Source organism: Kyrpidia tusciae DSM 2912 (genome assembly GCF_000092905.1).
Classification (GTDB): domain Bacteria; phylum Bacillota; class Bacilli; order Kyrpidiales; family Kyrpidiaceae; genus Kyrpidia; species Kyrpidia tusciae.
This window is the reverse complement of the sequence record NC_014098.1, coordinates 420,788-446,967: the sequence shown is the minus strand read 5'-3', so window position 1 is coordinate 446,967 and position 26,180 is coordinate 420,788. Positions and strand designations below refer to the sequence as shown.

The window sequence follows — 26,180 nt, the reverse complement described above, 5'->3', positions numbered from 1 at the left end:
CCTAGCGATTCAAAAGGCTTCCGGTATAGCGAAGGAGTTCGTTCGCGCACACCGGGCAATATCCGTGTTCATCGATCAGTCGGCGGGTGACCTCGTTGATGCGCTTGAGCTGCTGCTCATCCGGCACCGCGCTGGTGGTGGTGATTTTGATGACATCTTTCAGGTCGGCAAACAGTTTCTTTTCGATCGCTTCCCGGAGGCGGTCGTGGGACCGGTAATCAAAGGTCTTGCCTTTTCGGGCATAGCTGGAAATCCGAATGAGAATTTCTTCCCGGAAAGGTTTTTTCGCCGTTTCCGACACCCCGATCTGCTCCTCGATGGAACGCATCAAGTTCTCATCGGGTTCCACTTCTTCACCGGTCAGGGGATCCACGAGCTTTTTGAGGTGACAATAGGCTTCGATGTGGTCGAGATAGTTGTTCAGCAACACCTTCGCCTGCTCCTCAAAGGAATAGACGAAGGCCTTTTGGACCTCGTTTTTGGCCATTTCATCGTACTCTTTTCGGGCCAGGGACAACAGGTGCAGGTAACGCTCCCGGTCCTCTTTAGAAATGCTCGGATGGGTGTCCAGACCTTCTTTGAGCGCCCGCAGCACGTGCAGGGCGTTGATGCAGGAAGTCTCCTGGCGAATCAGGGCGCTGGAGATGCGGTTGATCACGTACCGGGGATCGATGCCGCTCATGCCCTCATTGGGATGCTCCTGTTTGAGCTCTTTCACGTCCGCCTCGCTGTACCCTTCCACATCTTCCCCGTCGTACAGGCGCATTTTTTCCACCAAGCTGATGGGTTTGCTCGTTTCCTTCAAACGGGTCAGCACCGAAAACATGGCGGCCGCCCGAAGCGCATAAGGGGCGATGTGGACGCCCTTGACGTCGCTTTGTTCGATCAATTTCTCATAAATCTTCACTTCGGCGCCGACTTTGAGGTTATAGGGCACCGGCATGACAATGATGCGGGAGTGGAGCGCCTCGTTCTTTTTGTTGTTGATAAAGGACCGGTACTCGGTCTCGTTGGTGTGGGCCACGATCAGTTCGTCGGCTGAAATGAGGGCGAAGCGCCCGGCTTTAAAATTTCCTTCCTGGGTGAGGGACAACAAGTTCCAGAGGAATTTTTCATCGCATTTGAGCATTTCCTGGAATTCCATGAGCCCGCGGTTCGCCTTGTTCAGCTCCCCGTCGAACCGATAGGCCCTGGGGTCCGACTCCGACCCGTACTCCGCGATGGTGGAAAAATCGATGCTTCCGGTCAAATCGGCGATATCTTGGCTCTTGGGGTCCGAGGGGCTGAAGGTTCCGATCCCCACCCGATCGTCTTCGGAAAATAGCACCCGCTTGACCCGGACCTGATCCACCCGGCCGCCGTACTGCTCCCGGAGATTCAGGCGGCACACCGGACACAGGTGCCCCTCCACCCGGATGCCGAACTCCCGCTCGAACTGCGGGCGCAAGGAATCGGGCACCAGATGCAACGGGTCTTCGTGCATGGGACAGTCCTTGATGGCGTACACGGCGCCGCGATCGGTGCGGGTGTACGCCTCCAGGCCGCGTTTGAGAAGGGTCACGATGGTGGATTTCCCCCCGCTCACCGGCCCCATGAGAAGAAGCACCCGTTTGCGGACGTCCAGGCGCCTGGCGGCGGAATGAAAATATTCCTCCACCAGACGTTCGATGGTCTCTTCCAGTCCGAACAGTTCCCGGTCAAAAAAGTGGTACCGGGTGCGCCCCTCCTCCTTCTCCACCCCGGCATCTACAATCATGTTGTAAATCCGGGCGTGGGCGGTTTGAGCCAGATGCGGGTTCTTTTCCACGAGCTCCAGGTACTCGGCAAAAGTCCCCTCCCAATTCAGCCGCTGCTCCTCATCGTGAAAATCCTCAATGAGCTGGAGAATCCCCATGATCCAACCTCCCCTGTCGGGCGGCCCCCTCTCCTTGGGTGTCAAGGTCTTTTCTACGATGATGGCTACAGTGTCTTTCCGGAGCCGCACCTCGTTCAGAATCTCGTCTCAGTCTCAGTATGGACCCGGATACCCGGAGGTAGACCTGGGCCATCGAATTATCATTCCCGGGACAGGGAGTTTTTAACCTGCAAGTCCATGGGCTCTCCAGAGCTCCTCCACAGGTCCTTGACATTGTTCTGGTACAATGGAGGACAATGACAAAGGGGGCCGGAACGGAAAAAGTGAGGAAAGAAGGGAGAGCGGTGGCGAAGCGCAAACCGAGTCTCGAGGAAGTCACGTGGATGCGGGGAGCCGCCATGGGCGTGGTGGTGCTTCTGCACGTTCTGGGATACGCTGTCGCGGTCGTCCCCGGGGCCGGGGGAGATCCTTTTTTGCCCATGGCTTCCGTGGCATCCCTGCGGTTTGCCCGGCAGATCTTCATGGTGATCACCGGGTTCGTCCTGACATACCAGTATTGGGGAAGAACGGTGGAGCCCGGGCCGTTTCTGAACCGCCGGGTCCAATCGGTGGTGGTTCCGTATCTGGTGTGGAGTGCCATCTATCTCACGGTCCTGCCGGCCCTGGGGGGCGCGACGGGGATCGACGTGTGGAATCCTTGGGCGGTGATCGAAGCGCTGCTCACCGGGGGCGCCATGTACCACCTGTATTACATCGTGCTGACCCTTCAGTTTTACCTGCTCTTTCCCTGGTGGATTCGCTGGTTTCAAAGCCTGGCCCCGAAACGTCGTCAAGGGTGGACGATCTTCCTCGCGGCGGCCGGCCTTGTCTTGTTATACGTGGACTTTCACTGGACGCTTCAGTACACCAGTTCAGCCAAGTGGTTTTTATATCGGGACCGGTTTCTCGCCTACTACTTCGTGTATTTTCTGTTTGGATCCGCCCTCGGCGCCGCGGTGGCCCTGGCCGATCCGGGCCGGCGCCTCTCCCGGAGGAGCGTATGGCTGGGTTGGATCGCAGCGGGCATCGCCGCCCTCTACGTCGGGACCGTCTTCGTGGTGCGCTTAAAATCGGGATGGTCCTATGCAGGAGCCGTAAACATCATGCAGCCGTCTTATGTATTTTATGGCATCGCCGTGTCCATGGCGCTGTATCTGACTGGCAGGTGGAAACGGGAACACGGCCAGGAACGGGGATGGGTTCACGCCGTGGGCCGCTTCTCCTTCGGCATTTATCTGAGCCATCCCCTGATCCTGTTCCTGTTGGAGCAAAATCTCTTTGCCGGCAGCTCCCATCGCTTCTGGTGGGCGGAAACCGCCCTGTTGTGGGCAATGACGATGGTTTTGTCCTGGCTGCTGATGGCCGGGACGAATCGCGTTCCCGTTCTCGGCTGGCTGCTCGGCAGCGGGCAAAAATCCCCCTGGCGCGGACGGGCCGTCCCCGCCGGACGATCCCTTTCCTCCTGAATCCCGCGGGCACACGGACATTACGCCTCGGGAGGTGCGGGCCCCCGAACCGCCAAGGCCGCCAGCTGGGCGCGATTTTTGACATCGAGCTTGGCCATGATGTTTTTCAAGTGGTTTTTGACCGTGTTCTCACTAATCGTGAGGGCCTGGGCAATCTCCCGGTTGGACCTGCCCCGGGCGATCAACCCGAGGATCTCCCGTTCCCGGGGAGTGAGCCGTTTGGCCACCTCTGCAGCAGACCCCTGTGCCGGGGCGGCGAGGGTGGTCACCAGGCGGGCCGCCACCTCTTCGGCGATGGGAGAAGCGCCGTCCGCCACGGCCCGCAGGTAACTGATCCAATCCGAGGGATCCAGGCTCTTGACCAGATACCCCTGGGCCCCCACCCGCACCGCCCGCAGGAGGTCAGCCGGATCGTGGGACACGGTCAAGATGACGATCTTGATTTCGGGCAGCCGGTCTTTGAGCACCCGGGTCAGGGCGATGCCGTCCGTTTCCGGCATCCGAATATCCATCAGAACCAGATCCGGGCGCAGCCCGGGAATCCGCTCCAAGGCCTCCCGGGCGTTTTCCGCCTCTCCGACGACTTCGAAGAACGAGTCCCCTCCGAGAATGGCCCGCACCGCCTGCCGGGCCCGCCGGTTATCGTCCACGATGAACGTTCGGCATCCCATTCCCACACCCCCTCTCCCTCAACAACACCGGCCGGGGCCCAAAAGACCGGGGCCCGGGTGTTCCTTTGGCCCGGGCCGCCCGGGGTTTCAGCACTTGCTGTACCCGCAGGCTTCACATTCGAAACACCCGCCCTGACGCACCAAAGACATGCGGTGACAGTTCGGACACAGGTCTTTGCCGATATTGAAACCCCGCAGGGATCGCCCGTTGCCGTTTCCGCGGCCATGATCTCCGTGCCCACCGCCTGTTCCGCGGCCATGTCCGTCTTCGGAAGCGTCCTCGGCGTCTGCACCCCGACCGGTGTCAGGATCGCCCTGGGATGCGGCCGCATGGTAGACCCCGCCGTGGCGGAGGGGAAAAGTTTCCGAGTGCTCGATCAGGGATTTGGCGATGGCATCGGGAACGCTGGTGATCCGCCGCTCCCCGAACCCCACGGCGCTATATCCTCCGATCCCCGAGAAGTGGCGCACCAACACCGCTTCTTTATCCGGATTTTGCGAGTCCATGAGATACAGGGTGATCGCCCGGCCCAAGGCCTCATTCGCCGCGTACACGTCGCTGCCCGCCTTCCCGATGTTCACGAAGATCTCCCGGGCCAGGTGATCTTCCGGGTCGTCGTTGATGGTGATGTACGCAGTGCCGAGGGGCGTCTCCTTTTTATACGTCGCCCCGTACAGCACATCCGGGCGTTTGCGCTTGACATATTTTGTCGTGCTCGGCCGGCCCGTCCCCGGCGACTCCGCCGCAACCGCCGCCTGGGGCGCCGCGGCACCCGCTTCCACCGCCGCCGTCCCGGTCTGGGCCCCTTCCCCGACGCCCGCCCCCTCTTTCTTGAGCTTGTCCTCGCTCAGGGCCAAGACCTGTTCCGAGCGGGAGCCGTCCCGGTAGATGGTCACACCCTTGCACCCGAGGTCGTAAGCCAGGTCGTACAATTGCTTCGTGTCCTCGACGGTGTAGGATTCCGGCGCGTTGCAGGTCTTCGAGATGCTGGAGTCGATCCACTTTTGCAATGCCGCCTGCACCCGGACGTGCTCCTCGGGGGTCAACTCCATGGCGGTGACAAAGTAATCCGGGAGGTGCTCCCGGTCCGCGCCGGGGTGAAGGGCGAGGTAATCGTCGACAATCTGGGCGTTCTCCTCAAACATCCCCAGACGGGAGTTGCGAAAATACGACCAGGCATAGTACGGCTCGCACCCGGTGGAACACCCCACCATCGTGCCGGTGGTCCCCGTCGGCGCGATGGTCATGGTGGTCACGTTGCGCACGCCATATTTGCGAATGGCTTCCACGACGTGCGGCCGCTCCGCGGCCATGTGCCGCATGTACCCGGACTGGAGAAACTTCTCCGTTTCGAATCGCGGGAAGGGGCCGTTCTCCTTGGCGAGCTCCACCGACTCCAGGTAGGACCATTCCGCCATCATCCCGATCAACACATCAATCAGCCGGGTCGACTCCTCACTGCCATAACGGACCCCGCAGTGGATGAGCAAATCGTGCAGCCCCATGATGCCGAGGCCGACCCGCCGCTCGCCCAGTTGGTTTTCCCGGTTTTCTTCAAACGGATAGTACGTAGCATCGATCACCGCATCCTGAAAGCGCACACCGGTGCGGACCGTCTCCTCCAGGGCCTCCCAGCGGATGTGGTGGAGGAAAAACTCCGCCCGCTCGTCGTCAAAATGTTTGCGGAGCCATCCGCGGATGTACTCTTCTTTGGCGGGATCCGAAAAAGTCGCCTCGACCCCGCTGTCCTCAAAGCCGGTGGTGAATTTGCTCAACACCACGGCTCCGAGGTTACAGATCCCAAAGGCCGGCAGTCCCTGTTCTCCGCAGTTGTGGGCGACGATGCCCGAAGCCAACAGGGAGTGGGTTTCCGGTTCACTGACGTCGTAGACCGTCACTTCCTCCCCTGGCTCCACCCCCGCCACGGCGCTATAAAAATTTTCCCGTTTTCGAGAAGGCCGGCTGATTCGCTGGAGAGCCTCCTGTTTTCGGGTCACGAGTGCAAACCCGATCTTCTCGGCAAACACCGCCACATTGTTGTCAGACAGAATCAGCTCGTAGAAACCCTTACTCTCGTACACCCGGGATTCACCGGAAATCGTCTGGTACTGGAATTTCGCCTGGTTCCTTTTGGGTCGATCATATATCTTTCCATGGATCCCGAAATTCAATAGCAAAAGTTGCACGTCTTGAAGTAAGCTTTTTGAAGCCGAGGTCATTCGCACGGTGCGGTGATGTTCGTCATTTTCATAAACCGTGCCATCCGAACTGAAAAGGGCCTGAAGAAAGGCTCTCACCGTTTCCCTCGAGGCCTCAAACACCGCCTCGGGCACCCTTTTGTCCTCGGCCCTGACCTGTTTGACCCCTAGAGACAGGAGCCGGTCGCGAAATTCCTTTTTCCACCAGAAAGCTTGAAAAACCCCGTTCTCCCTTTCGAATACCTTGGCTTCCGCCCCGGATAGCTCCTTGCCGATCCTGATCATCTCCGGAATGACTTCTGCGTCTTCGCGACCGAAGACCATCCCGACATCTCCGCGCTTTGAGATCCAACCATCGCCGACCAACCATCCCAAAAACCAACCCCAATCCCGTCCCAGACCATCCTTTTCCGAGAACAACCCCTCCCCGGACTGGATGAGAACCAAGTCGCCGGGCTGCAGTTCTCCCGCTTCTTTCCACCCATCCGATGTAAGGAGCCGGTGATCCGGCGTCACTTTCAACTCCATGCCATTTTTCAGCGCCACCTTCACCGTCTGTTTTCGCCCCGTGGGAAAGACGACCGCCGGCCGGGATGTCACCCCCGGTACCGCGTAGGATCGGCCGTTGACCACTTCGACCCGACGATGAACGCGGTCATCCGTGAGGACTTGAAACGACGCCGAACCGACCCGATGATAGAGGTCCTCAATACGCAGGTACCCGAATTCCGTCGCAACCCGGGTGTCCGGATGGAAGCAAGGGTTTGTGGCGATGATCGGATTATAATACCAGCTATTGCTCATGGCGTTGTAGCGCCCGAGGAAAACCACGCCGGGTTCGGCGGATTTCCACGCCGAGGTGATGATTTCCTCCCACAACTCCTCCGCCGGAAGGGTCTCGGTGACCACCAATTTCCGACCCGTCGCCTCCCAGCGGCCGAAGTCGCCATCGAACTCGTCCATCTCCTCCATCCGGGGAAATCCTAAACTCCAATCGCCGCCCCGCTGTTTCACCTGCATGAACTCTTCGGAGATGCCCACCGAAACGTTGGCCCCGGTGATCACCCCTTCGACCTGCTTGGCCTGGATGAACCGGTGAAGATCGGCGTGGCGGTCGTTCAGGATCAACATCAGGGCCCCCCGCCGGGATCCGCCTTGGAGGGTCAATTGGCAGCCCACCGACATGATTTCCCCGACCCCCACAGGGCCAAAACCATCTCCAAACACCTGGTTCCCCTTATCGTAAAGGATCCCCCAGGAGTACGCCCCGGAACTCCGCCCGTTAACCCCTTTCACGTACGTGTAACGAGGGCGCAGGGAAGACAGGATCACCGCCGTCCGGCGGCCCCGGGCCATTTCCTCCCACATATCCCCCAGGGTCTCGGCGATGGTCCCCCGGCTATCCCCGGGTACCAATACAGTACCCAGCACCTCTTCGGTCATCACCACGCCGGATTCGAGGATTTTGTCGTACACCGTCAGGGCGGGTACCGTGGTGCCATATTTGACTGGCAGATCCTGTTTCATCCATTTGGCCAAATCCCCGTCCCACAGGTCATCGTATCCTTCGAAGGAAGAATCCGGGAACACAAAGGTCCAGTCGGCCCGGTCCTCCACGGCTTGCAAGAACGCCCGGTTGACCCGAACCACCTTGGTGCTGTGAGGGTAAGCCTCTTGCAGAAAATCAAAGAGGTCCGGGTGCCAAACGTCCAGCACCAATTGCAGGTGAGACCGCCGGGGACCCTTTGACACGGGAATGAGACTGCCCCGGGGCGGTATTCGGGAGAGGTTCATGCCCACCCCGCCGGAGCGGGCCTGGATCTCCAAGGTCTGGCCAAAGGATTTCGCGTAATCCCGCAGCCGGGGGCCGACGCTGGGGATGACAAAACAGTTGTAACTGGTGGTCTGGAAACCCGTGCCCATCGAGGCGTTGATGCGCCCGCCGGGGACGTATTTCCATCCGCTCTGCAGTTGATAAAACCGCTCTTCCCACAGGGCCGGGTCCTTGGTCACCGCCGCCGCCCCTTTGGCAATGCGCCGCCACATTTCCCGGGGTGACTGCTCCTTCAGCACGTCGAAGTCGTCGTAAGACTGCTCAATCTGATGGCCATCCCGAAGTTCCACCACAGCGGTGCGCCGGGAGGGGTCGACGGTGACGACCTTGCCCAGCTCGTGGTAGGCCCGCTTTTTGTCAATTACGGCGACGACAAGGCTGCCGGGTTTCAGCGACTCCTTTTTCGCGTCTTTCAGCAAATACCGATCTGCCACAATCCTTTCCCCGGTGGGTGAGAGGCGGTCCTCCTCGGTGAACGGCAGCATGGTCCGATCTTTTTGTTCCATCACAACCCTTGACCCCTCTCTTTGTCCAGGAGCGGAAGAATTTCCCGAAGAAACGTCTCCACGTCTTTAAATTCGCGGTATACACTGGCAAAGCGGACATAGGCCACCTGGTCGACCTCCCGGAGGACAGCCATGACCCGCTCGCCGATCTGGTTCGTGGTCACCTCACGCTCAAACGCCTGGCGCAAATCCCGTTCCACCCGATCCACCATAGCATCGATGGTTTCCGAGGTGATGGGGCGCTTTTCACAGGCTTTGAGCAGACCGCGGCGCAGTTTCTCCCTGGAAAAAGTCTCCCGCATCCCGTCTTTTTTGATAACCTGAAGGGGGGAGACCTCCACCCGCTCGTACGTCGTAAACCGGCGGCCGCAGGCGAGACATTCCCGCCGCCGGCGCACAGCATCGGCGGTCGTGCGGCTCTCAATCACCTTTGAATCCCCATGCGCGCAATAGGGACACTGCATAGTGTTTCCCCCTCGAAATCATGCAAATCAAACACTATATGTAGTGTGGTGGACAAGTCCCATTGTAACGACTTCTCCTTCCTCCCTCAACAGGCACAAGAGAACGAAATCCATAAAAAAAAAGCCCAGGCTGCCCCACAGGCCCCCGGGCGACCCGTTACGCTTCCGTCCGGCTTCCGAATTCGAAAGCCACCTCCAGGGTTCCGTGGTAGGGAACATATTCCACCCGGGAGACCATGAGCCGCATCAACCGGTGCCGCTTTACCGGATCATCCGGGTACAAGGAGAGGGCCCCTTCCACTTCGGAAAACAGATTACCGACCTCCACCCCGCTCCGGGCGGCGAGATCCAGGGCCGAAGCGATCAGCCGGCCGTAATCCAATTCCTGTTTGAGCACCGCATCGAGAGCGTGCAGGATGGCTTCTTCCACCCGCCAGAGGGGTACCGATGCCCGACAATGGGGGCAGACGTACTCCTGCCGATCCCGCCCTCGGTACATCGGCAGTCCCTCACACCGGCAGTACAACAACCCATCCATCCCGCTCCCTCCCTTCGATGCTCTAGCGTTGCTCGCGGAGTTCCTTTCTATTGTACCACGTGCGCAACGTCCAGTCGGCCCCTTGGGCCTAGGTCCCTTTGGATGACTGCTTTCGCCCCACTGTGATGCACCTCACAGACGTGCAACCCCGCCAACCTGAATAATGAAGGCATCAGCCTGATTTTTTTCGGGAGGGGAGAAGATGGAAAACCGTTACGCCGCTGTGCTCGATGTGCGCAGGTTCGCTCCTGCGGACAAACACCGGACGATCTTTTTCGTCTGGGAGGCACTGCCGCCGGGAGAACAACTGCTCTTGATTAACGATCACGATCCCAGGCCGCTCTATTACCAATTCGCGGCAGAACAAACGGATCGGTTTGACTGGAACTACGTTCAAGAAGGCCCGACGGAGTGGAAGGTGCAACTGGGGAAGCGGTGAGAAAACTCGGATCAAGGCGGTTCGGGAATCCCCCGCGTCTTTCGTCGAGGGCCCCGACCGCCCATCTGCCGGTGCCGGAGGAGGAGCGATGATAATGCGGATTGTCGATTTAGACGTCCGGGACATGCTTCGGGCGAAGCAAGAGCCCTTTGAACGCATCATGGAGACGGTCAGCGGCCTGGAACCCGGAGACGTATTCCAGCTGCACGCAACTTTTCGCCCAGACCCTTTGATCCGGGTTCTGGGGCGTCAAGGGTATCGGAGTACGGTTGTCCAAGAAGGCGAAGAACATTTTATCGTGCAGTTCTATCGGGAGGAGACGGAGCGGCCCTTTTTTCACCTGGACAACCGCGGGCTGGAGCCGCCGGAGCCCATGATGCGAACCTTGAACTTTTTGGAGCAACATCCCGAATGCCAAGCCGGCGAACTGGGACTCGAAATCTGGAATGAGCGCGTGCCCGCCTTCCTGCTCCCTGAACTGGAAGAACGAGGGTATCGCTACGAGATTGAGCAGGAAGAGAGTGGAACAGTCCGGGTCAGAATTTATCGAACCCAATGACGGAGGGACCTGTTAGTCGGCGATTGTCAGGGGCTTCCTCCACCCGCCCGGGCTAAAAACCGGGACAGCCGCTTTGAGGAGGTGCGATCATGCCCAAAACCAAACGAGAACGGCCGACAGAAGCCAGTACGGGTCGGGCGGCGTCCCCAGGTGCCCGGGGGGATCCCGCAGCGGTTCGGGTTACAGCGTCCACACCGCCGGGCGGAAGGGCAGCCGTATCCGGGATGTTACCCCCGGGGGCGACGGATTATTCTCCAGCATTTTCTCTGCCCATGCGGCACCTGCTCCTCGGGTTGATCGGATTCGCGGTGTTTGCCGGGGATCTCCTCATTCAGTCCCTCCGGGGATTTCAGGGCGGCCTGTTCGGAGCGGCGGGGATCGCGTTAACCCATTTGCTGACCCTGGGTTCCTTGCTGTCTTTCGTCATGGGGGCCGTGTACCAATTGGCAAGCGTTGCCTTTTTGATCCCCATCGCTTCGGAACGGGCGGCTAAGTGGAACTTTTGGCTTTACGCCTTGTCCATAGCAGGGCTCACAGCATCGATGGCCGCCTGGTGGAACCCGGGACTGTTATTGTTCGGCGCGGCCGCGACGATCTCCATCGGCGCCTACGCGGGAATTGTCAGTGCGTCCCTCAAAAAGGCACCAACTCGCGACGCCATGTTCCGGTTTGTGCGCTCGGCCCACGTGTACCTACCCCTGGCGGTGACCGTGGGATGGCTGCTCATCGTCGCCCCTCGCATCCCCGGGCTGCGCAACGGGATCGAGCCTCTGTTGGTCACCCACATTGTGCTCGCCGCCGGCGGCTTCTTTACGTTCTTGATCATTGGTTTCAGTTTTAAGCTGCTGCCGATGTTCACCCTTTCCCACGGTTTTTCGGTGCGCTTGCGGGATTGGACCTTCGCCTTCGCCCATGCCGCAATTTGGCTGGTCATCGTCGGAGCCTGGACTCATGTGGCCCTCGCAACGGTACTCGGGGGCATCGCGGGATTGGCCACCTTTGCCCTGCACCTGTTCCACCTGCGGGAGATCCTGGCTAAACGGCTGCGCAAAAAAATAGAGCCCACCCTTCGGGCCGCAATCGTCGCGGGTGCCGCCGGACTCATCGGATCCGCCGGGTTCGTCCTCGCCCCGGGCATTCGAAACCCGAAGGTATGGGCCGGTGTGGCCGCTTTGTATCTCCTCGGCTGGGTGACTTTAACGGTGATGGGCTACGCCTACAAAATCGTTCCGTTTTTGATCTGGACCCGCCGGTACAGCCAAAGGGCCGGTAAGGAAAACGTTCCGTTGATCGGCGATCTGATCTCCCCCGAGCAGCCCCGGCCGGTGCTGTGGGCGTTTGCGGTGGGACTGATCGTATTCACCGCGGGCATCGCCTGGATGCAGTCCTGGGCGGCGGCCGCGGGGGGAACGGTACTGTCCCTGGCCCTGGGGGTCTTTTGCTTTCACCTTTTGACGGTGGTCGACCTCGGCAAGATCGGAAGGGAGTTGCGCGGCAATGATTGACCAGGATATCCTCCGGGAGGCTCTGAAGATGGTGTTGGACCCGGAGATCGGGATCAATGTCGTCGATCTCGGTTTGATCTATGGAATCGAAGAGCCGGAAGAAGGGGTCGTCCTCATCCGGATGACGATGACGACCCCGGGGTGTCCGGCTCACACCAGTCTGAGCGAAGCCGTGCGCCGGGCCGCGGCCCGGGTGCCGGGGGTTGAAAAGGCAGCGGTGGAAGTGGTCTGGGACCCCCCCTGGACGCCGGAGCGCTTATCCGAGGCGGCCCGGGCCCGATTGGGGTGGGCGTAATCGAGGGTCGGGCAAGGCTGGGCGTCGCGGCCGGCCCTCAGGACCCGGACGGCCCGGCGCCTCCTGCGTGTACCGGTTCCGACCGGACTCCGTCCGCGGCGGCAGTAAACCGAACCGGACGCTCGTCGACCACTGTGTCGAGATGAACGGTGGTCCCCCACAGCCGCCGCACGGCCATCAGCGCTTTTTTGAGGTGTTTCAGGTCCAGGGGGACACCCTCGTAGCGATGGTGCAACACCAACTCCCCCCGGGGCGACTCCCCGGCCACTTCTAACATCGGGAGCCCCCCGTGTACCCGTTCGGCCACCAGAGCGTCCCGGACCCGCCGCCAGTCTTTCTCCGTCACCCGGAGCTCCCCCCGGGCCGCCTCCCACAGGTAGAGATCCTGTTCTTCGACCAATGACTCGGTCAAATAATTTCGCAGAAAAGAAACGTCCGTCTCCCCTTCCCGAATCTCGAACAGCCGCTCCAGGTCTTCTCCCTGAGCTTCATAAATGGCCAACCCCAGGCGATACGGATTGATAGAATAGCTCCCGGGCTGCGTCACCTGGCTGTGCATCCGGGCGAATTCCAAAGCCTCGTCCGGAGGAAGATCCATCTCCCGCATGATCCGCAAATGCCAATAGGTGGCCCATCCTTCATTCATAATCTTCGTCTCGAGCTGCGGCCAGAAATACCGCATTTCCTCCCGGAGAGCAGCGAGAATATCCCGCTGCCAATCTTCGAGTTCGGGGCTGTACTCGATGAGATAAGCGGGGATGTCTTCCCGCAGTCTGTCTCGTTTGGCGCGCCCCCCTTCCCTCCCCTCCTCGGCTTCCCGGGGCGGCCGCCCGGGCCCCATCGGGGAGGGCGGAGGCGTATGCTCCGCCACCACCAGGGCGTCATCCAAAAACGCCTCCACTGCGTCTTCCCCATGAACCATTTCATAACGTCGAATCCGTTCCGCATAAACCGACATTCGTTCCACCATGTCCCGGGGCGTGGTGGAAAAACGGACATTATTGCGAAAGAAATCGGAGTGGGCGAGAACGTGGGCAACGATCAGCTTATTCTGAAGAAGAGTATTGGTATCCAATAAGAAGGCATAACAAGGATCGCTATTGATCACCAGTTCATAGATCTTGCTAAGCCCCGTGTCATACTGCAGTTTCATCCGCTCGAAAGCTTTGCCAAAACTCCAATGAGCAAATCGGGTGGGCATCCCGTAGGCGCCAACGGCGTAAACGACGTCCGCCGGGCAGATCTCATAGCGCATCGGAAAGGGACGGAGCCCAAAAGATTCGGCGATATCGGTAATGCGCTCAATGACTTCCTCCAAGCGATCCAGATCCCCACGCGGCACGTTAACCCCCCCTGTTTCCGGCGAATTCGTCCTCCCCCGGTGACATTCCGGATCCTCGACTCGGTCGATGTTCACGACGCATCCCGACTCGGAGCGAAGAAACCGGCCAAGGCTCGGTATACGTCCTCCCGATCCCGGATCGCAGAGAGGCGGAGATGGGGAGCCTCGATCCGGCGAAATTCTTCCATGAGCCGACTCTCCCGTCCATGGGAAATCACTTCGGCATATCCCATGGCGCTGGAATACTCAAGCAGCCGCTCGGCCAGCTCCACCGTGCGGGGATTGTCGGAGCTGAGGTTATCCCCGTCGGTGAAATGAAACGGGTAGATGTTGTGGCTCGCCGGCGGGTAGCGCCGCTCCACCAGCTCCAGGGCGAGTTCATAGGCGGAGGAACACCGGGTCCCCCCGCTTTCCCCTTTGCTGAAAAATTCCTCTTCGCTGACTTCCTTCGCTTCGACGTGATGGGCGATAAAAGCGATCTCCACTTTCCGGTATTTGCGCCGAAGAAATCGGACCATCCAGAAATAAAACGAACGGGCGACATATTTTTCAAAAGTTCCCATGGAGCCAGACGTATCCATCATGGCGATGACCACGGCGGCGGTCTCCGGCTTTTTCACTTCGTCCCAGGTCTTAAAGCGGAGATCATCGGGCTGCAGGTCGATGATCGCACCCCGGCCCTCCCGGGCATTGCGGCGCATCGCCTCCAAGATCGTTCGCTTCTTGTCGAGGTTTGCCATCATTCCTTTTTTGCGGATATCGGTGAACTCGATGTGGTCCACCTCCATGTCCCGGCGGTCTTTTGGCCTGCGATTCGGGAGCTCCCAGGACTCGAACAGGATATTTTCCAGCTCTTCGAGACTCACTTCTGTCTCGTAATAATCCACCCCCGGTGCATCACCGGCTTGGCCCGCCCCTTGGCCCTTGGCGCCCGGCATGCGGCCGATCACGTCTCCGGGCTTGGTCCCCCCTTGCCCTTGGCCCACCCGAGGACCCTTGTCCCACTGATAGCGAAAGCGATATTCTTCCAGGGAGCGAATCGGCACCCGAAAAACGGTGCCGCCCCGGGACAGAACGATGCTCTCCTCGGTGACGAGATCCGCTAAACGCTCCCGGATCGCCCGGCGCACCTTCTCCCGATGCCGCTCCTGATCGATCTGGCCTTTTCGGTGCAGGCTCCAGTCATCGTGGGTGACAGAAAACGGCGTACGCCCCATCCTCATTCCCTCCCTCCGCGGCTCAGCGATTGAGCAAACTGCCGGTGTATTGCAACAATTCGTTCGCGCACACCGAACAGTATCCGTGGTGCTCGATCAATCGACGGCCGACATCGTTGATCCGCTTCAGTTGTTCCTCGTCTGGCGTCTTCGTCGAAGTGGTGATTTTAATGACATCTTTCAAATCAGCGAACAGCTTTTTCTCGATGGCCTCCTTGAGCGCCGGATGCGAAGTATACTCAAACCTTTTCCCTTTGCGGGCAAACATCGAAAGACGAATGAGAATCTCCTCGCGGAACGATTTTTTCGCGTTCTCGGTGACGCCGATCTGCTCCTCGATGGAGCGCATCAGCTTTTCATCGGGGTCCATCTCTTCCCCGGTGATAGGATCACGAATCTTCTGCCAGCTACAATAGGCCTCGACGTTGTCCAGGTAATTCTCCAGTAATGTCCGGGCGGATTCCTCGAAAGAATACACGAAGGCCCGCTGGACTTCCCGCTTGGCGATTTCGTCGTACTCCCGTCTCGCCAGGGCGATGAGATTGGTGAGTCGCTCTCGTTCTTCCGGCGTGATCGAAGGGTGCTGGTCAAAGCCTTCTTTCAGGGACTTGAGTATGTCGAGCGGCCCGAGACACGGCGCGTCAGAACGGATCAGGGCACTGGAGATCCGATTCATCACGTAGCGCGGGTCGACTCCGAACATCCCCTCGTCCGGCGCTTCAGCCCGGAGCTCCGCCACGTCTTTGTCTTGAACCCCCTCCACCGCCTCGCCGTCGTACAGGCGCATCTTTTTTACCAGATCCATCCCCGCCCGCTTCGACTCCCGCAATCGGGTCATCACCGTGAACATGGCCGCCGTTCGCAAGGCATAGGGGGCGAGATGAATGTGGCGCAACTCACTTTGTCCGATCAGCTTCTGATAAATCTTTTCCTCCTCGCTGACCTTGAGGTTGTACGGAATGGGCATGACGATCATTCGAGAATGCAGGGCTTCATTTTTCTTATTGCTGATAAAAGCCCGGTACTCCGTTTCGTTCGTATGGGCCACGATCAACTCGTCTGCAGAAATCAAGGCGAACCGTCCCGCTTTAAAATTCCCTTCCTGGGTCAGGCTCAGGAGGTTCCACAGGAATTTCTCGTCACTTTTCAGCATCTCCTGGAATTCCATAATTCCGCGATTGGCCTTGTTGAGCTCCCCGTCAAATCGGTAAGCCCTGGGATCCGACTCCGACCCGTATTCGGCGATGGTGGAAAAATCGATGCTCCCCGTCAGATCGGCGATATCCTGGCTCTTGGGATCCGAGGGGCTGAACGTCCCGATCCCCACCCGGCGATTCTCCGAAAACACCACCCGCTCCACTCGCACATCTTCAATGCGGCCGCCGTATTCGCTCTCCAACCGCAATTGACATTGAGGACACAGGTCCCCTTCGATAAACACCCCGAGCTCCTCTTCCACCTCCCGCCGGAGTGGGCCGGGAATGAGGTGCAGCGGTTCTTCGTGCATCGGGCAGCCGGCGATGCCATAGACCGCCCCCTCATCCGTCCGGGTGTATTCCTCGAGCCCTCGCTTCAGGAGCGCCACCACCGTGGACTTTCCGCCGCTGACGGGTCCCATGAGCAAGAGCAGTCTTTTGCGCACATCCAGCCTTTTGGCCGCGGGATGAAAATACTCCTCCACCAGCCTCTCCAACGCCTCGTCCAGCCCGAACAACTCCCGGGAGAAAAAGGCGTATCGTTTGTGCCCATCCACGATCTCCACCCCGGCCGACACGATCATTTCGTAAATCCGGGCATGGGCGGGCTGGGCGATGCGGGGGTTTTTCCGCACCAGGTCCAAATAGTCCAGAAACGTTCCCTCCCAAGCCAGACTCTCCTCCCGGCGACGATAAGCATCGAGTTTTGAGCGGAGATCCATTGTCGTTCTCTCCTTCGCTGAATAGATAGAAAAACGCCACACGGTTTCGACGACGCCTGTCCGGCACCACCGGCGCGAAGGCTACCCTGTGACGCATTTATCATCTAAAATTCGACAAAGAGGGCCAAAATCCTACTTGAGATTTTTGAACTTTTGACCTGCACTCGTCTCGTCCACAATTCCTTCACAACCCTTGATCTGCATGGTGAGAAAAAGGAATGGTAAAATAAGAATCGTAGACAAATGGGGCCGGCCTGAAACCGGCGAGGAGGGGGACCATGAAATATCGCACCATACCCGGAACGGACATTCGGGTTTCTGAAGTGGGGTTCGGAGTGTGGTCGGTGGCGACCACGTGGTGGGGGGTCCGGGATCAAAACACCGCCCTGCGGCTGCTCCACCAGGCCTTTGACGCAGGCGTTACATTTTTTGATACCGCCGATGTATACGGTACGGGTAAGGGAGAGTCGATCCTGGCCGAAGCATTCCCGGGAAAACGGGACCGGTTGGTGATCGGCACGAAGTTCGGCTACGACATTTACAGCAATCCGGGCGAGCGAACGGGCATGTCCGAGCTTCCGCAGAAGTGGACTCCGGAATTCATCCGCTTTGCGTGCGAACAAAGCCTGAAGCGGCTTGGGACCGATTATATCGATATTTATCAGTTGCACAATACTCGTCTGACCACTCTACAACAGGATAGTATTTTCGAGACCCTTGAGCGTCTCAAAGACGAGGGGAAGATCCGCGCCTATGGGCCGGCGCTGGGTCCGGACATCGGATGGCGGAACGAAGGCCTGTACGCCCTGGAGAACCGGCGGATCCACGTCATGCAAGTCATCTACAACCTCCTGGAACAATGGCCATCCCTGGATCTGTTTGAGCCTGCTGAACGGAACCACGTGGGCTTGATCGTCCGGGTTCCCCACGCTTCCGGGCTGCTCGACGGCACCTATAACCCCGAAAAACACTTTGATACATCGGATCATCGCAATCACCGGAAACATGAATGGATGGGGCGGGGGCTGAAGGCGGTGGAGAAGCTGCGCTTCTTGACCGAGGGCACCGGCCGCACCCTTGGCCAGGCTGCGATTCAATTCGCCCTCGCTCAGCCCTCGGTGGTGACGGTGCTGCCGAATTTCACCAGCGAGGCCAATGTCGCCGAATTCACGGCGGCTCCGGATGTGCCGCCCCTCACCGCCGAGGAGCAGGCGCGGATTCGAAAGCTCTGGGACGAAGAACTCCGGGAGTTGCTCGATCAACCCTACGCCGACAGCGAGAAAAAGCCGATCCCCGTGGCCCGTTGAGGGAGGACAAGAGCGCCTTGGGTGCACAATGCCCAGGGCGCTTTGCGGTCCTTATGAGATGCGGAATACCCTTGATCCCCTAATGTTTTCGAGAGCAGGAGTTACGCCCGTCCGCCGACCGATTCAGCCGCTGCCGGAACCACGGTCCGCGTCTCACCGTTTAGGGTGTAGCGGATTTCAAAATCGGCATTCAAGGAATTCAGGGCCGAACAGTAGGTGTGGTAAGACAGCTCCACGGCTCGCTTGACCTTGTCATGGGTCAGTTCCGGCCCGTCGAGAATGTAATCGATGGCGATCTTCGTGAACCGCTGTGGATGTTTCTCGGCTCGTTCCGCCTCCAATTTCATCTCGAACCGGTCAATATGGAGACGCATTTTCTCCAGGATCATGGCGATGTCGATTCCGGTGCACCCCCCAACCCCCATGAGCAGCATCTCCATCGGACGCACCCCGCTGCCCTCACCGCCCGCCGACTCCGCCGCGTCGATTCGCACCGCGTGACCGCTGGTCTGCCCAACAGCCTCGAAAGCCCGCTTCCCCAGCCATTTGACGTCTACCCGCATGCCAAACCCTCCTACCTGGGTGTCACCTGAGAAGGCGCTGCGCCTCCTGTATCGCGATTATACCATACTCCGGAGAACCGCTTCCCTAGGCCAGACACATCACCTCCGCCTCGGCACCCTCAAAAAACAGGCAGGGCCCTCGCCCTGCCGCATTGATGGCCCTTCGGTTGTCTATCCTTCCAGGACTTTCTCACCAAGTGTTCGCCCCATGAACCCCATCCTTATCCACGGGAAAGAAAACCAACTGTCCTTTTTTGTCCCGCCGATCCAGTTCCTTCTCCCTCCGGGTCCACTGCACGAAGATGTACACGATGGCGCCGATGTACGCCGCCTCCTGGGTCAGCTTCATAACAATTCCGCCCAGTTGCTGGTCCACATAGATCGACAGGCTTGGGATCAGTCTCGGCATGGCATCATAAGCGACGTACAGCGGGCCGTTCGAGAAAATGATAAAGGCACACGCCGGGGTGAGGAGCACGGCGTCCACGAACAGGTAGATGATCTTCTGGAGTTCGCTGAGGCGCTTCACCCCGCTGAAGGGTTGGATCACCGGCAACCAGTTGATAAACGCGGCAATCATCATCACCCCGTGCACCCACAGAGCCACTGATCCATGGGACATGAGATAATCGAACACCGATGGGAAGTGATAGGCTGTAAACAACAAGTTGAGCGTCGTCAGCGCGAACAAGGGACGACTCACTGCCCGGACCAGGCGCTCAATTCCTCGGACCCGCATCCACGGCTGAACCATCCATTCCGGAAGGCCCAACAGCACAAGCGGTGGGACCACCATATACTCCACGGCCATTGCCGTCATATGGACACTAAACAGGTACATGTGGCCGATGTAATCGACAGGACTGCCAGCGGCCAGATAAAACAGCGCCAAGCCGCTGTAGAAAGAAACTTTCCGGCCCACCTCGCCCGACCCCTCGCCGGCGCTGCCCGAATCCTGCCGCCGGTGCCATGCGAGCCAGTACCAGCCGGCCAAGGCCAGAACGAGAATCAGCAGTGGAATGTTCCACGAAGACCACAGGGATCCGTCAATGGGCGTGCCGCAGAATGGCAACAGGAATCCCCCCTTATTCTAGGGCCACAAAACCAAGACCAAGACGAAAATGAATCCCAGCATCGCTCCGGACGCGATAAACAGCGTGGGGAAAGAATGACCTTTTTGATTGAGATGCATGAAATCCCACAACTGCAGAATCACCTGGATGACGGCTAGCGCCAGAATCACCGGGATGACCACCGTTGGGGACATGCCCGCACCGACCATCGCAAAGGCGATCACCGTAAACAAAATCATAATCGCGAAGGAAATGATGTGTTTCCGGACCGAACCATGTCCAGATGCGGATTCGGTACCTGTGTTGCGGGTATCCGTCGGCACGTTTGTCATCCTTGCACCATCCTTTCACGCCAAACCCAAACTTCGTGAATTCAAGAGATTCCCAAGATACCCATGAGATAGACCACGGTAAAAATAAACACCCACACCACGTCGACAAAATGCCAGTACAAGCTGGCGATGAAAACCTTCGGCGCTTTCCTCGGGGTAATGCCCTCGCGTTTCAATTGTAGGATCAAAATGGAGATCCAGACCACCCCGAAGGCCACATGACCGCCGTGGAAGCCGACTAAGGTGAAAAAGGCCGAAGAGAAAGCACTCGTGCCAAAGACGAATCCCTCGCCAGCGTAGGTGATGAATTCCACCACCTGCACCGCGAGAAAGCCGAGCCCGAGCAAGACTGTCACCCCCAGCCAGCGAAGGAGTGAACGGAGGTTGCCTCGGTGCATGGCATTGATTCCGAGCACGCCGGTGAGACTGCTCGTCAAAAGCAAAATGGTGGCCAGGCCGATGATCGGCAAATGAAACAACTCTTGGGCAGTCGGGCCGTTTAGCGTTTGCCCTCGCAAGGTCAAGTAGGTGGCAAAGAGGGAGGCGAACAGAGCGCATTCGCCCCCCAGAAAGACCCAGAAGCCAAGAACCTTGTTTTTTCCCTCCAGGGTGGCAGTCTCCGGCCCCAATTCAAGCCGGTCCCCGGCGTTCACCAGCCTGGGCTGAGTTTCCATGGCTTCCATTACGCCCGCACCTCCCCCACCCGGGTACTTTCTTCCGGAAGAATGTGATATCCTTCATCGTCATTGAGGGAGTGATAAAACATCGCCAGTGCAATCACCTCAAGCCCCAACACGATAAAGAACAGCCGATGGTAGATGGCCGCAAACCCGGCGATAAACAGACCAATCGCCATAACCAAAGGCAAGTAAGAATTCGACGGCATGTGGATGGGACCCAAAGGTTCGGCCGCAGGAACCTTCGATCCTTCTTCTTTGGCGATCCACAAGGGATCCAGTCCGCGCACCAAGGGTGTCTGAGCAAAGTTGTACTCCGGAATCGGTGAGGGAACGGCCCATTCCAAGGTCGGGGCATCCCAAGGATTTGCGCCGGCTTCCTTTCCTTTGGTGAAGGCATATACCACATTGGCTGCGAAGACGATCATCGACACACCCATGATAAAGGCTCCGATGGTCGACAACTGGTTCCAGATCTCCAGCCCCATTCCCGGGTTGTAGGTCGGTACCCGACGCGGCATGCCGAACAGTCCGGCCAAGTGCATGGGGAAAAACGTGAGGTGGAACCCAATGAACATCAACCAGAAATTGATGTGGCCCAAAACCTCACTCATCATCCTGCCGGTGATCTTCGGGAACCAATAATAAAGACCCGCAAAGAAACCAAACACCACGCCGCCAATCAACGTGTAGTGGAAGTGCGCTACGACAAAGTAAGACCCGTGATACTGAAAGTCCGCCGGAGCCGCCGCGAGCATGACGCCCGTGAACCCGCCGATCACGAAGGTGGGCAGGAATCCCAGGGCGAACATCATGGGAGGCTTGAAGCGGATTTGACCTCCCCACATGGTGAACAACCAGTTAAAAACTTTCATGCCTGTCGGAATACCGATCAGCATCGTAGAAATGGCGAAAATGGAGTTCGCCATCGCCCCAAGGCCCACCGTGAACATGTGGTGCACCCACACCATGAAGCCGATAAAGCCGATTAACACGGTGGCAATGACCATGGAGGTGTAACCGAAAATCCGTTTCCTGGAGAAGGTTGCCACAACTTCGGAAATCATACCGAAGGCCGGCAGCACCACGATGTACACCTCTGGATGTCCGAAGATCCAGAATAGGTGCGTCCACAACAGCGGGTTCCCGCCCATGGTCGCGTCGAAGAAGTGGCCGCCAAAAAGCCGCTCGAACATGTACAGGAACAGACCTACGGTCAGCGGCGGAAAGCCGAACACGATCAGGCCGGAGGTCACCAGGCTGGTCCACGTGAAGAGAGGCATCCTGAGCAGGGTCATACCCGGCGCCCGCATGTTGAGAATCGTGGCAATGAAATTGATCGCGCCCATCAAGGATCCGAAGCCAGCTATTTGCAAACCGATGACGTAAAAATCCATCCCCGTGCCGGGAGTATATTTATCCAATCCGATAGGGGTGTAGGCAAACCAGCCGGCACTCGGCGCGGGACCAAAAAACCAGCTGATGTTCACCAGCAAAGCTCCCACGAACGTAAACCAAAGGCTGACGGCGTTCATAAAGGGGAACGCCACGTCCCGAGCCCCGATCTGAACCGGCATGATCAGGTTGACTAATCCGAAGATCAAAGGCATGGCTGCGAAGAAAATCATATTCGTCCCGTGCATAGTGAACAACTCATTAAAGGTCGTGTAACTCACAAAATTATTGTTGGGTACAAACAGTTGAACGCGCATCAAAAGCGCTTCTACGCCCCCGACGAGCAGATAGAACACACCGATCAGTACGTACATCAGCCCGATCTTCTTGTGATCCACCGTCGACAGGTAATCCAGCAACCAGTGGCGCTTGTGGGGCGCTTCGACGGTATGCACGTGATGGCTCAAGACCTCTTCCATCGGTTTTGCCATCCCATAACCCTCCTCTTCGTCCCTACTCACCCTTCAAAATAAGCTGCCAACACGCGATGCGCCGTTACTTCAACCCCTCCAGGAACACGGCAAGAGCGGAGACCTGCTGCTGATTCAAGGGCAGTTTGGGCATCTTCGTACCCGGTTTGATCGCTGCCGGATCGCTGATCCACTTCTCTACATCAGCGGGGGTGTTATCCAAAACCCCGGCCACTTTCGGACGATCCGCAAAGTCTGTCAAATCCGGTCCCAGAATCCCCTTGAAGTTCGTTCCCGCAACGGCGTGGCATGTGGCGCAGTTTTGTGCAAACAACTTCTCACCCTCCGCGGCCAACGCACTGGTAGGCTGCACTTGGGGATTCTTCATGCGTTCAACCCAAGCCTGGAATTGCTGCGGCGTGTCGGCAATAACAACAAAGTCCATCACACCGTGGCTCGGGCCGCAGTACTCTGCACATTTTCCTTGGTATTCCCCCGGTTGGCTCGCCTCGAACCACATGGTGTTTACCCGGCCAGGAACGAGGTCAGTCTTGCCGGCCAGTCGGGGCACCCAGAACGAATGCATCACGTCTGTGGTTTCCAGCTTGAGGTTGACTTTTGTTCCCACGGGGATGTGTAAAGCTTGCGCAGTTACAATCCCCAGGTCAGGATATTCAAACTGCCACCAAAACTGAGAAGCTTTGACCGTCACATTCATGGTGTTCGGACCTGTCTGTTTCTGATCCAGTGCAAAAGCGGTGGTTACCGTTGGAACAGCCAGAATCCCCATAAGAATGAGAGGAATAACGGTCCACGTCAATTCCAGCCAGTTGTTTCCTTCCACCTGTTTCGGCGGCAAATCCTGTCCCTTGCGCCGGCGGAAGCGGATGAGCACATACACGAGAATCGCCATTGCCACAATAAATACGCCGGTCATAATGTACACGCTGGTCATAATCACCGATAATTCCATCTTGGCCACCGGCCCGGCCGGATCGAGAACGGACATATCGGCCTTCCCACAACCGGTCAGTCCAAACAGGAGCCCTACCATGACAAGCAGTAGTCCGATGCGATGTTTCGGCCTCACCCACCAAACCCTCCCTTTGCCTTATCTCTTAGTGCGGCCCATCCCCTGCGCAGGAGTCCATTTCCATAATATCAAAAAATCCTGGGAGTTAATATGGCCAAAATGTGACAGTCTGCCCGATTCTTCACCTTTTTCCCCGATGCCGAGTAAGCCGGGAAAACTTTGTCATTTGGGAATTTCCCCACAGCGGACCAGTGACCGCTCCACCAAGGGAATGACCGCCATGATCGCCCCTGACCACACCCCCACCGCCCGGGTGAAGATCCCCCCCAGATACGGAAGATAGAGGGGGATAAACGACCACTGAAAATTGAGCCCCAACACCGCAATAAAATTGCTCAGCCACAACAGATACAGGGAACACCGCCACGAAGTTTCCGGGTCTTCGACGGTCTCATACCGCCCGGGCTTCATTCCGCCACCCCGAGGGCGCCGCGCACAAAGGCGGGCAGGACAAAACTCCCAACCGCGAGTTCCGCCGTTACATACCGTGTACTCTTCTCGCGAATCCGGCAGATCCACCCGGAATCCTCAAATGGATCGAACAAACACCCCAAAGTAAAGGTCCACAAAGCCCCGGGATATGTCGGCACCGGAGCCCAGTAAGTCCGGGTAACGGGAAACAATTCGTTCAGCAGCCGCCGGGTATTCTGAAGCACCGGCAGATAAAAAAACGGGGATTCACTCTGACAGACCATGATTCCGCCCGGACGAAGAGCCTCTTTCACCAAACGGTAAAACGGTTCCTCAAAGAGAACCGCGGCCGGGCCAATGGGATCCGAGGAGTCGACGATGATCACGTCATACTGATTCCGAACGCCCTTGACATACTGCACCCCGTCTTCAAACCGGGTACGCACCCGGGGATCGTCCAACTTTCCGGCCAGTTCAGGCAGATACATCTTGCAGGCCCGGGTCACCCGCTCATCGATTTCCACCAGATCCACCCGCTCAACGGAAGGATATTTCAGACATTCGCGCACGACACCTCCGTCACCTCCGCCGATCACCAGCACCCGCTTTGGATTCGGATGCAAGGCCAGGGGGATGTGGCTGATCATCTCGTTATAGATAAACTCGTCCCCTGCCGTGGTCTGTACGACACCGTCCAGGACCAGCGCCCGGCCGAAGGTTTCCGTGTCCACGATCACGATCTCTTGAAAAGGCGACCGTTCCACGTGAAGAACGTCTTTTAATCTCCAGTTTAATTTCAGATGATCCGATTCCACTTCAGTCAACCACAAAGCCCCGTCTCGCTCCTGAATGTATTCAGGTCGGTTCATCTTCTTCACCCCCTACACATCGCCAAGAGCCAGTATAGCAAAAGGGTTACCCGACGACAAAAAAGGTCGACGCGCGAGGCGCCAACCCTTCTGCCTTCTACCGCCTTGTACCGCCGGAGTCCCGCCCTCGCGGACCGGAACTCACCAGCCTCAATCGGCGAGAACTTTTTTCAATTCCTCGGTGAGCATGGGAACCACTTCGAACAGATCGCCGACAATCCCGTAATTCGCGATTTTAAAAATCGGCGCTTCCGGATCTTTGTTGATGGCCACGATCACTTTCGAGTTCGACATGCCCGCCAGGTGTTGGATCGCACCCGAAATTCCGCAGGCGATGTACAGATCCGGCGTCACGACTTTGCCGGTCTGTCCGATCTGCAGCGAATAATCACAGTAACCGGCGTCACAGGCCGCCCGGGAAGCGCCCACCGCCGCCCCGAGAACCTCGGCCAACTCGTAAAGAGGCTTGAAACCCTCGGCACTTTTGACTCCGCGACCGCCGGAAACGATAATCTTCGCCTCGGTCAAATCCACACCGGAAGTGGCCTTTTGCACCACTTCTTTGACCACGGTTCGCAAAGAGACTCCGGATAAATCGGCCCCCACCGTTTCCACAGTGGCACTCCGTCCCGCATCCGGCTCGTCGGCGGGCAGGTTGTTGGGCCGAACGGTCGCAAACACCTTGCCTTCGGGGATCGTCAGCTTTGTAAACGCTTTCCCCGCATAAATCGGCCGGGTGAACACGATCTTCCCGCCCTCCAACGCCACGTCCACCACATCGGACACTTGACCCGCGCCAAACCGGGCCGCGAGCTTCGGCGCCAAATCCCGGCCGATCGCCGAGTGGGCAAAGAGCACCACGTCGGGATCTGCCGTTCGGATCAGCCGCTCCATCACCGAGGCATAAGCGTCCGGCGTATAATGCTTCAACCCGGCATCTTCCACGACGTACACTTTATCGGCGCCGTACGCCCCCAGCCCCTGGGCAAATCCACTTACGCCATCCCCGACGAGAGCACCAGAAACTTCTCCACCCTCCGCCAGACGCCGGGCGGCGGCCAGAGCTTCATAGGTCACATTCCGGACTTTGCCCCCACGCAGATCCGCCATCACCAAACATCTACGCGCCATTGTCGTCTCTCC

The 26,180-nt window shown here is 58.4% G+C and carries 23 protein-coding genes; 6 read left to right on the top strand and 17 right to left on the bottom strand.

Annotated features, from left to right (window positions below; translation table 11 throughout):
- Nucleotide 1 precedes the first annotated feature (1 nt).
- On the bottom strand, nt 2–1,894 hold the full coding sequence (locus BTUS_RS02280) for a PrkA family serine protein kinase (protein ID WP_013074512.1): 1,893 nt from the start codon (nt 1,892–1,894) through the stop codon (nt 2–4).
- A gap of 305 nt (nt 1,895–2,199) precedes the next feature.
- Between BTUS_RS02280 and BTUS_RS02275 the strand changes: the two genes are divergently transcribed.
- Nucleotides 2,200–3,360 carry an acyltransferase gene (locus BTUS_RS02275; protein WP_013074511.1) on the top strand — a complete coding sequence of 387 codons (1,161 nt, stop codon included), beginning with the start codon at nt 2,200–2,202 and terminating at the stop codon, nt 3,358–3,360.
- A gap of 20 nt (nt 3,361–3,380) precedes the next feature.
- Here the strand turns inward: BTUS_RS02275 and BTUS_RS02270 are convergent, their stop codons facing one another.
- The 4 genes from BTUS_RS02270 to BTUS_RS02255 form a co-directional block, all read right to left on the bottom strand.
- Complete coding sequence (locus BTUS_RS02270; RefSeq protein WP_013074510.1) at nt 3,381–4,031, bottom strand: response regulator; 651 nt, start codon at nt 4,029–4,031, stop codon at nt 3,381–3,383.
- An 87-nt stretch (nt 4,032–4,118) separates the two neighbouring features.
- Nucleotides 4,119–8,570 (bottom strand): LAGLIDADG family homing endonuclease, encoded by a 4,452-nt coding sequence (locus tag BTUS_RS02265; RefSeq protein ID WP_013074509.1) that lies wholly within the window; start codon nt 8,568–8,570, stop codon nt 4,119–4,121.
- Nucleotides 8,570–9,034: a transcriptional regulator NrdR gene (nrdR, locus tag BTUS_RS02260; protein ID WP_013074508.1), complete on the bottom strand. Its 465-nt coding sequence runs from the start codon at nt 9,032–9,034 to the stop codon at nt 8,570–8,572. The genes BTUS_RS02265 and nrdR overlap by 1 nt, the downstream gene beginning before the upstream one ends.
- Before the next feature lie 157 nt (nt 9,035–9,191).
- Complete coding sequence (locus BTUS_RS02255) at nt 9,192–9,572, bottom strand: hypothetical protein (RefSeq protein ID WP_013074507.1); 381 nt, start codon at nt 9,570–9,572, stop codon at nt 9,192–9,194.
- A gap of 202 nt (nt 9,573–9,774) precedes the next feature.
- Between BTUS_RS02255 and BTUS_RS02250 the strand changes: the two genes are divergently transcribed.
- The 4 genes from BTUS_RS02250 to BTUS_RS02235 all read left to right on the top strand — a co-directional run bounded on the left by BTUS_RS02250 (nt 9,775) and on the right by BTUS_RS02235 (nt 12,370).
- Entirely contained in the window at nt 9,775–10,011 is a 237-nt protein-coding gene (locus BTUS_RS02250; protein WP_013074506.1) for a DUF2249 domain-containing protein, read from the top strand.
- Nucleotides 10,012–10,099: 88 nt separating this feature from the next.
- Nucleotides 10,100–10,570: a DUF2249 domain-containing protein gene (locus tag BTUS_RS02245; protein WP_123809202.1), complete on the top strand. Its 471-nt coding sequence runs from the start codon at nt 10,100–10,102 to the stop codon at nt 10,568–10,570.
- Between the two features lie 89 nt (nt 10,571–10,659).
- On the top strand, nt 10,660–12,075 hold the full coding sequence (locus tag BTUS_RS02240; RefSeq protein WP_013074504.1) for a hypothetical protein: 1,416 nt from the start codon (nt 10,660–10,662) through the stop codon (nt 12,073–12,075).
- Nucleotides 12,068–12,370 carry a metal-sulfur cluster assembly factor gene (locus tag BTUS_RS02235; protein ID WP_013074503.1) on the top strand — a complete coding sequence of 101 codons (303 nt, stop codon included), beginning with the start codon at nt 12,068–12,070 and terminating at the stop codon, nt 12,368–12,370. Before BTUS_RS02240 ends, BTUS_RS02235 begins: the two co-directional genes overlap by 8 nt.
- A 37-nt stretch (nt 12,371–12,407) precedes the next feature.
- Here BTUS_RS02235 and BTUS_RS02230 read toward each other — a convergent pair whose 3' ends face one another.
- From BTUS_RS02230 to BTUS_RS02220, 3 genes are all read right to left on the bottom strand, one after another.
- Entirely contained in the window at nt 12,408–13,712 is a 1,305-nt protein-coding gene (locus BTUS_RS02230) for a SpoVR family protein (RefSeq protein ID WP_013074502.1), read from the bottom strand.
- Between the two features lie 71 nt (nt 13,713–13,783).
- Nucleotides 13,784–14,935: a sporulation protein YhbH gene (yhbH, locus tag BTUS_RS02225; protein ID WP_174260395.1), complete on the bottom strand. Its 1,152-nt coding sequence runs from the start codon at nt 14,933–14,935 to the stop codon at nt 13,784–13,786.
- 16 nt (nt 14,936–14,951) lie between these two features.
- Nucleotides 14,952–16,847 (bottom strand): PrkA family serine protein kinase, encoded by a 1,896-nt coding sequence (locus BTUS_RS02220; protein ID WP_013074500.1) that lies wholly within the window; start codon nt 16,845–16,847, stop codon nt 14,952–14,954.
- Between the two features lie 278 nt (nt 16,848–17,125).
- Between BTUS_RS02220 and BTUS_RS02215 the strand changes: the two genes are divergently transcribed.
- Nucleotides 17,126–18,154, top strand: a complete 1,029-nt coding sequence (locus tag BTUS_RS02215) for an aldo/keto reductase (RefSeq protein ID WP_013074499.1) — start codon at nt 17,126–17,128, stop codon at nt 18,152–18,154.
- 101 nt (nt 18,155–18,255) lie between these two features.
- Here the strand turns inward: BTUS_RS02215 and BTUS_RS02210 are convergent, their stop codons facing one another.
- The 9 genes from BTUS_RS02210 to BTUS_RS02170 all read right to left on the bottom strand — a co-directional run bounded on the left by BTUS_RS02210 (nt 18,256) and on the right by BTUS_RS02170 (nt 26,168).
- The gene (locus BTUS_RS02210) at nt 18,256–18,717 is read right to left on the bottom strand and encodes an OsmC family protein (protein WP_013074498.1); all 462 of its coding nucleotides are present in this window, start codon (nt 18,715–18,717) and stop codon (nt 18,256–18,258) included.
- 190 nt (nt 18,718–18,907) lie between these two features.
- Entirely contained in the window at nt 18,908–19,789 is an 882-nt protein-coding gene (locus tag BTUS_RS02205; protein WP_013074497.1) for a cytochrome c oxidase assembly protein, read from the bottom strand.
- Between the two features lie 18 nt (nt 19,790–19,807).
- Nucleotides 19,808–20,122 (bottom strand): cytochrome C oxidase subunit IV family protein, encoded by a 315-nt coding sequence (locus tag BTUS_RS02200; RefSeq protein WP_013074496.1) that lies wholly within the window; start codon nt 20,120–20,122, stop codon nt 19,808–19,810.
- A 41-nt stretch (nt 20,123–20,163) separates the two neighbouring features.
- On the bottom strand, nt 20,164–20,805 hold the full coding sequence (locus tag BTUS_RS02195; protein ID WP_013074495.1) for a cytochrome (ubi)quinol oxidase subunit III: 642 nt from the start codon (nt 20,803–20,805) through the stop codon (nt 20,164–20,166).
- Nucleotides 20,805–22,685, bottom strand: coding sequence for a cytochrome c oxidase subunit I (gene ctaD / locus BTUS_RS02190; RefSeq protein ID WP_013074494.1), 1,881 nt, complete (start codon nt 22,683–22,685; stop codon nt 20,805–20,807). The genes BTUS_RS02195 and ctaD overlap by 1 nt, the downstream gene beginning before the upstream one ends.
- A gap of 64 nt (nt 22,686–22,749) precedes the next feature.
- On the bottom strand, nt 22,750–23,754 hold the full coding sequence (gene coxB / locus BTUS_RS02185) for a cytochrome c oxidase subunit II (protein WP_013074493.1): 1,005 nt from the start codon (nt 23,752–23,754) through the stop codon (nt 22,750–22,752).
- 165 nt (nt 23,755–23,919) lie between these two features.
- Nucleotides 23,920–24,168 (bottom strand): hypothetical protein, encoded by a 249-nt coding sequence (locus BTUS_RS02180; protein ID WP_013074492.1) that lies wholly within the window; start codon nt 24,166–24,168, stop codon nt 23,920–23,922.
- Entirely contained in the window at nt 24,165–25,037 is an 873-nt protein-coding gene (gene speE / locus BTUS_RS02175; RefSeq protein WP_013074491.1) for a polyamine aminopropyltransferase, read from the bottom strand. The genes BTUS_RS02180 and speE overlap by 4 nt, the downstream gene beginning before the upstream one ends.
- Nucleotides 25,038–25,187: 150 nt before the next feature.
- Entirely contained in the window at nt 25,188–26,168 is a 981-nt protein-coding gene (locus BTUS_RS02170; RefSeq protein WP_013074490.1) for an electron transfer flavoprotein subunit alpha/FixB family protein, read from the bottom strand.
- Nucleotides 26,169–26,180 lie beyond the last annotated feature (12 nt).

Coding starts and splice junctions, on each gene's coding strand:
- BTUS_RS02280 (WP_013074512.1), bottom strand. CDS start 1,894: ATGGGGATTCTCCAGCTCATTGAGGATTTTCACGATGAGGAGCAGCGG.
- BTUS_RS02270 (WP_013074510.1), bottom strand. CDS start 4,031: ATGGGATGCCGAACGTTCATCGTGGACGATAACCGGCGGGCCCGGCAG.
- BTUS_RS02265 (WP_013074509.1), bottom strand. CDS start 8,570: ATGGAACAAAAAGATCGGACCATGCTGCCGTTCACCGAGGAGGACCGC.
- nrdR (WP_013074508.1), bottom strand. CDS start 9,034: ATGCAGTGTCCCTATTGCGCGCATGGGGATTCAAAGGTGATTGAGAGC.
- BTUS_RS02255 (WP_013074507.1), bottom strand. CDS start 9,572: ATGGATGGGTTGTTGTACTGCCGGTGTGAGGGACTGCCGATGTACCGA.
- BTUS_RS02250 (WP_013074506.1), top strand. CDS start 9,775: ATGGAAAACCGTTACGCCGCTGTGCTCGATGTGCGCAGGTTCGCTCCT.
- BTUS_RS02245 (WP_123809202.1), top strand. CDS start 10,100: ATGATAATGCGGATTGTCGATTTAGACGTCCGGGACATGCTTCGGGCG.
- BTUS_RS02240 (WP_013074504.1), top strand. CDS start 10,660: ATGCCCAAAACCAAACGAGAACGGCCGACAGAAGCCAGTACGGGTCGG.
- BTUS_RS02235 (WP_013074503.1), top strand. CDS start 12,068: ATGATTGACCAGGATATCCTCCGGGAGGCTCTGAAGATGGTGTTGGAC.
- yhbH (WP_174260395.1), bottom strand. CDS start 14,935: ATGAGGATGGGGCGTACGCCGTTTTCTGTCACCCACGATGACTGGAGC.
- BTUS_RS02220 (WP_013074500.1), bottom strand. CDS start 16,847: ATGGATCTCCGCTCAAAACTCGATGCTTATCGTCGCCGGGAGGAGAGT.
- BTUS_RS02215 (WP_013074499.1), top strand. CDS start 17,126: ATGAAATATCGCACCATACCCGGAACGGACATTCGGGTTTCTGAAGTG.
- BTUS_RS02210 (WP_013074498.1), bottom strand. CDS start 18,717: ATGCGGGTAGACGTCAAATGGCTGGGGAAGCGGGCTTTCGAGGCTGTT.
- BTUS_RS02200 (WP_013074496.1), bottom strand. CDS start 20,122: ATGACAAACGTGCCGACGGATACCCGCAACACAGGTACCGAATCCGCA.
- BTUS_RS02195 (WP_013074495.1), bottom strand. CDS start 20,805: ATGGAAGCCATGGAAACTCAGCCCAGGCTGGTGAACGCCGGGGACCGG.
- ctaD (WP_013074494.1), bottom strand. CDS start 22,685: ATGGCAAAACCGATGGAAGAGGTCTTGAGCCATCACGTGCATACCGTC.
- BTUS_RS02180 (WP_013074492.1), bottom strand. CDS start 24,168: ATGAAGCCCGGGCGGTATGAGACCGTCGAAGACCCGGAAACTTCGTGG.
- speE (WP_013074491.1), bottom strand. CDS start 25,037: ATGAACCGACCTGAATACATTCAGGAGCGAGACGGGGCTTTGTGGTTG.
- BTUS_RS02170 (WP_013074490.1), bottom strand. CDS start 26,168: ATGGCGCGTAGATGTTTGGTGATGGCGGATCTGCGTGGGGGCAAAGTC.